General features: G+C 50.5%; 5 protein-coding genes. All 5 read right to left on the reverse strand.

Going from position 1 to position 3478, the window contains the following annotated elements:
• A partial coding sequence (locus tag ACEW8P_RS24745; protein ID WP_373515738.1) for a pyridoxal-phosphate dependent enzyme occupies positions 1 to 608 on the reverse strand: 608 nt, incomplete at its 3' end.
• Between the two features lie 2 nt (positions 609 to 610).
• Entirely contained in the window at positions 611 to 1261 is a 651-nt protein-coding gene (locus ACEW8P_RS24750) for a phosphoribosylanthranilate isomerase (RefSeq protein WP_373515739.1), read from the reverse strand.
• On the reverse strand, positions 1258 to 2076 hold the full coding sequence (gene trpC, locus ACEW8P_RS24755) for an indole-3-glycerol phosphate synthase TrpC (protein WP_373515740.1): 819 nt from the start codon (positions 2074 to 2076) through the stop codon (positions 1258 to 1260). Before trpC ends, ACEW8P_RS24750 begins: the two co-directional genes overlap by 4 nt.
• Positions 2077 to 2098: 22 nt before the next feature.
• Positions 2099 to 2689, reverse strand: coding sequence for a Uma2 family endonuclease (locus ACEW8P_RS24760; protein WP_373515741.1), 591 nt, complete (start codon positions 2687 to 2689; stop codon positions 2099 to 2101).
• Positions 2686 to 3478, reverse strand: a 793-nt coding sequence (gene trpD / locus ACEW8P_RS24765) for an anthranilate phosphoribosyltransferase (RefSeq protein ID WP_373515742.1), incomplete at its 5' end; no start/stop codon positions are given. The genes ACEW8P_RS24760 and trpD, both read right to left, overlap by 4 nt.

Raw genomic sequence — 3478 nt, forward strand, 5'->3', positions numbered from 1 at the left:
GGGCCAACCACCGAGCCGATGATGTAATGTGTATCAGTTGGATTGTTGATCCAATGCCGCATGGCTTCGTTGGTGGCATCTTTGAGGGTTTTGGAGCCGCAGGTCGCGGGCCGCACCTCAGCCCCGAGCATTTTCATGCGGGCCACATTAGGAGCCTGGCGCTCAATGTCGAGTTCGCCCATATAAACAATGCACTCTACGCCCATCAGGGCGCAGACGGTCGCCGTGGCCACGCCGTGCTGCCCGGCCCCGGTTTCGGCCACGATGCGCTTCTTGCCCAGCCGCTGCGCGAGCAGGATTTGCCCAATGGTATTATTGACTTTATGCGCTCCGGTATGGCAGAGGTCTTCACGTTTGAGATAGACAGTCGTGCCAAATTTCTCGGAAAGCCGCTTAGCCAGGTACAGTGGCGTAGGACGGCCCACGTAATGGCGCAACAAGCCGTTGAACTCCGCTTGAAAACCAGGATCCGCCATGATGTCGAGGTAGCGCGTGCGCAGTTCCTCCACATTGGGATGCAGCATCTCCGGTACGAAGGCCCCACCGAACTGACCATAATAGCCGTTCTCGTCCACTTGATACGAGACTTTTTCTTCCAGTACTTCCATAATCAAACTTCTAGTTCTTCCTCTTCCTTGATGCGGATTTTGTCAATGAGTTTCTCTACTTCTTCAATATCTTTCATGCCCGGTGCCGTTTCGTAGCGGCTGTTGACATCAATGCCGTAGATCGGCACGTCAGCGGCCAAGACTAAAAGTTGATCGATGTTTTCATTGCTAACGCCGCCACTCACGAAGAAAGGCTTCTCGCCATCGTAGTTGCGCAGAATGTTCCAGTCGAAGGCCATGCCATTTCCGCCGCGCAGTTCGCCTTTGGTGTCAAACAAGAACAAGTCGCAAAAAGGTTTGTAATTGTTCAACATCGCGAAGTTAAAATCATTGTCCACCGCGAACGATTTAATGACACTCAGTCCCTTCTGCCGCAGTACCCGGCAAAAATCCGGCATCTCGTTGCCGTGCAACTGCACGTATTGCAGGTCGTACTGCTTAGCGATTTTCGTGATATGATCGGGATTGGAATTCACGAAAACACCCACTTTCTTGGTGGAGGAAGGAATGCGCCGCACGACTTCCGGGTCTAATTCTTCCCCCACGTAGCGGGGCGATTTGTCGTAAAATATAAATCCAACGAAGTCAGGTTTCAAAGAAATCAAGGCTTCGATATTGGCGGTATTACGCATTCCGCAGACTTTTAGCTTCATACTATCAAGGGTTTTTGTTCAATTATTTTAAAAAGGGCTTTTTGCAAAGATTCTAATGCCGCCGCCGGATCAGACGTCTTCATAAAGGTTTCACCGATCAGAAATCCGCGATAACCTTGCTCAAAAAGCCGGACAATCATTTCGGCGTCTTTCAAGCCGCTCTCGGAGATTTTGACAAAATGGTTGGGAATTTGCGCCGCGAGTTCGATGGAAGTTTCTACGGAAGTCGAGAAGGTTTTTAAATTACGGTTATTGACGCCCACCATATCTACTTCATCGCACAAGCTTTGGGCGAGTTCTTCAGCGTTGTGTACTTCCAGCAGTACTTCTAGACCTAGATCATGGGCTTTTTTGGCAAGAAACCGTACCTCTTGCGATGAAAGGCACGCCGCAATGAGCAGAACTACGTCCGCTCCCAGCGCTTTAGCTTCAAAAAGCTGGTATTCGTCGATCATAAAATCTTTCCGCAGCATTGGAGTGTCGGGATTTGCGGTTCGGGCTTTACCAAAATCCGCAAAACTACCCCCAAAAAACGGTTCATCGGTCAGTACTGACAAGCCCTTCGCGCCAGCGGCCACGTAGCCCGCCGTGACCATTTCCGGCTCGACATTGCCGTTGATAATTCCTTTGGAAGGCGACTGCCGCTTAAATTCCGAGATAATTCCAGGCGTGTCGGCTTGGCGCAATGCATCAGCCAGCGAAAGCGTCGGGCGCGAAAAAAGCGGCTCACGTTCCAACGCACTTTGCGACTTGACCGCTTTGGTTGCAGCTATCTCGATGCGTTTTTGGGCGACAATTTTATCTAAAATGTTCATTGAGTTTATCCAGAAAACTATCCTACTCTTCAAAAATGGTGGAAACGGCTATGTTGAAACCAGGGAAGACATGACTTGTGATGCTATCCTCAATAGTGACAATAGGCAAACCAATAAACTTGCCGAACTCATTGAGTACATATACCATTATCGTTTCGTAGGCAGGGTCAACTAGCCAATACTCTTTCACGCCATTTTCCTCATAAACTCCGAATTTATTTTTTACCTCTATACGGGAATTGCCAGGAGAAAGTATCTCTATGACCCAATCCGGGGCGCCAATCGCTCCTCTGTCGTCTAAATTGGCTTTTCCACAAAAAACACATAGATCAGGTTGCACTACGGTGTAAATTTTATCCGTCTTCTCGCCTCTTCTCGGCGCAAGCCGGACATCGAAAGGTGCGGGGTATATTTTGCAAGTTTTTATATCCAAGAAGTTGAAAATTTTTCCCTGAAGAATACTGGAAATTTCCTGGTGTCGACGCGAGGGAGCGGGCGACATCTTGAATAATTTTCCTTTAATCAGTTCCACGCGCTCCTCGAACTGCCATTTCAGGTAGTCCGCGTAGCTGTACGTTCCGTTTAAATCCAGTTGATCCAGGCTCGTAATCATAGTTCTACCAGTTTCTGAAAACTCTCTAACGCCTTTTTACTCTCAATTGATTCCTGAGCCTTCGCTACTGCATCAGTCAAACTAAGCGACGGGTCGGCGGCGTGCAGGGCCAACGCTGCGTTGGCCACGACAGCCTGTTTCTGCGCGGAGGTGGCTTCGTCGTTCAGCACGTTCATGAAAATTTGGGCCGATTCCGCGACGGTTTCACCTCCTGCCAAAGCCTCCGCCCGAAAGGTGTCGAGTCCCAACTGCGCGGGGGATAGTACTTGCTCGGCTTGCGGGGTAATGACTTTGAACGGCCCCGTCAGCGAAACCTCGTCGTAACCATCCAGTCCGTGAACGACCATGAATTTCTTGTCGGTTTGCTGGTAAAGATAGGCATAAAGCCGCGCCAATTCAAGGCTGAATACGCCCGCAAGCTGTTTTTGGGGGAAAGCCGGATTGGTCATCGGGCCAAGCATATTGAAAAAAGTCTTGACGCCCAATTCCCGTCGCACCGGGGCGACGTTCTTCATGGCGGGGTGAAACAAAGGCGCGTGCAGGAAGCAGACACCCGTTTCGGCAATCGCCCGCTCGAGGTAGTCTTGCTCGTTGCTAAACTTGACACCCAGATGCTCAAGTACCGTCGAAGAGCCGCAGGTTGAAGATACACCGTGGTTGCCGTGCTTAGCCACGCGCTGCCCCGCTCCCGCCACCACGAAGCATGAGAGCGTCGAAATATTGAAGGTATCCTTACCATCACCCCCCGTTCCGCAGACATCCATCGGATCGTAATCTGCTAAATCCACC

Source organism: Persicitalea sp. (genome assembly GCF_041751555.1).
Taxonomy (GTDB): domain Bacteria; phylum Bacteroidota; class Bacteroidia; order Cytophagales; family Spirosomataceae; genus Persicitalea.

Excerpts from the sequence above, each read along its gene's own strand:
- ACEW8P_RS24750 (WP_373515739.1), bottom strand. The coding sequence starts at position 1,261 with ATGAAGCTAAAAGTCTGCGGAATGCGTAATACCGCCAATATCGAAGCC.
- trpC (WP_373515740.1), bottom strand. The coding sequence starts at position 2,076 with ATGAACATTTTAGATAAAATTGTCGCCCAAAAACGCATCGAGATAGCT.
- ACEW8P_RS24760 (WP_373515741.1), bottom strand. The coding sequence starts at position 2,689 with ATGATTACGAGCCTGGATCAACTGGATTTAAACGGAACGTACAGCTAC.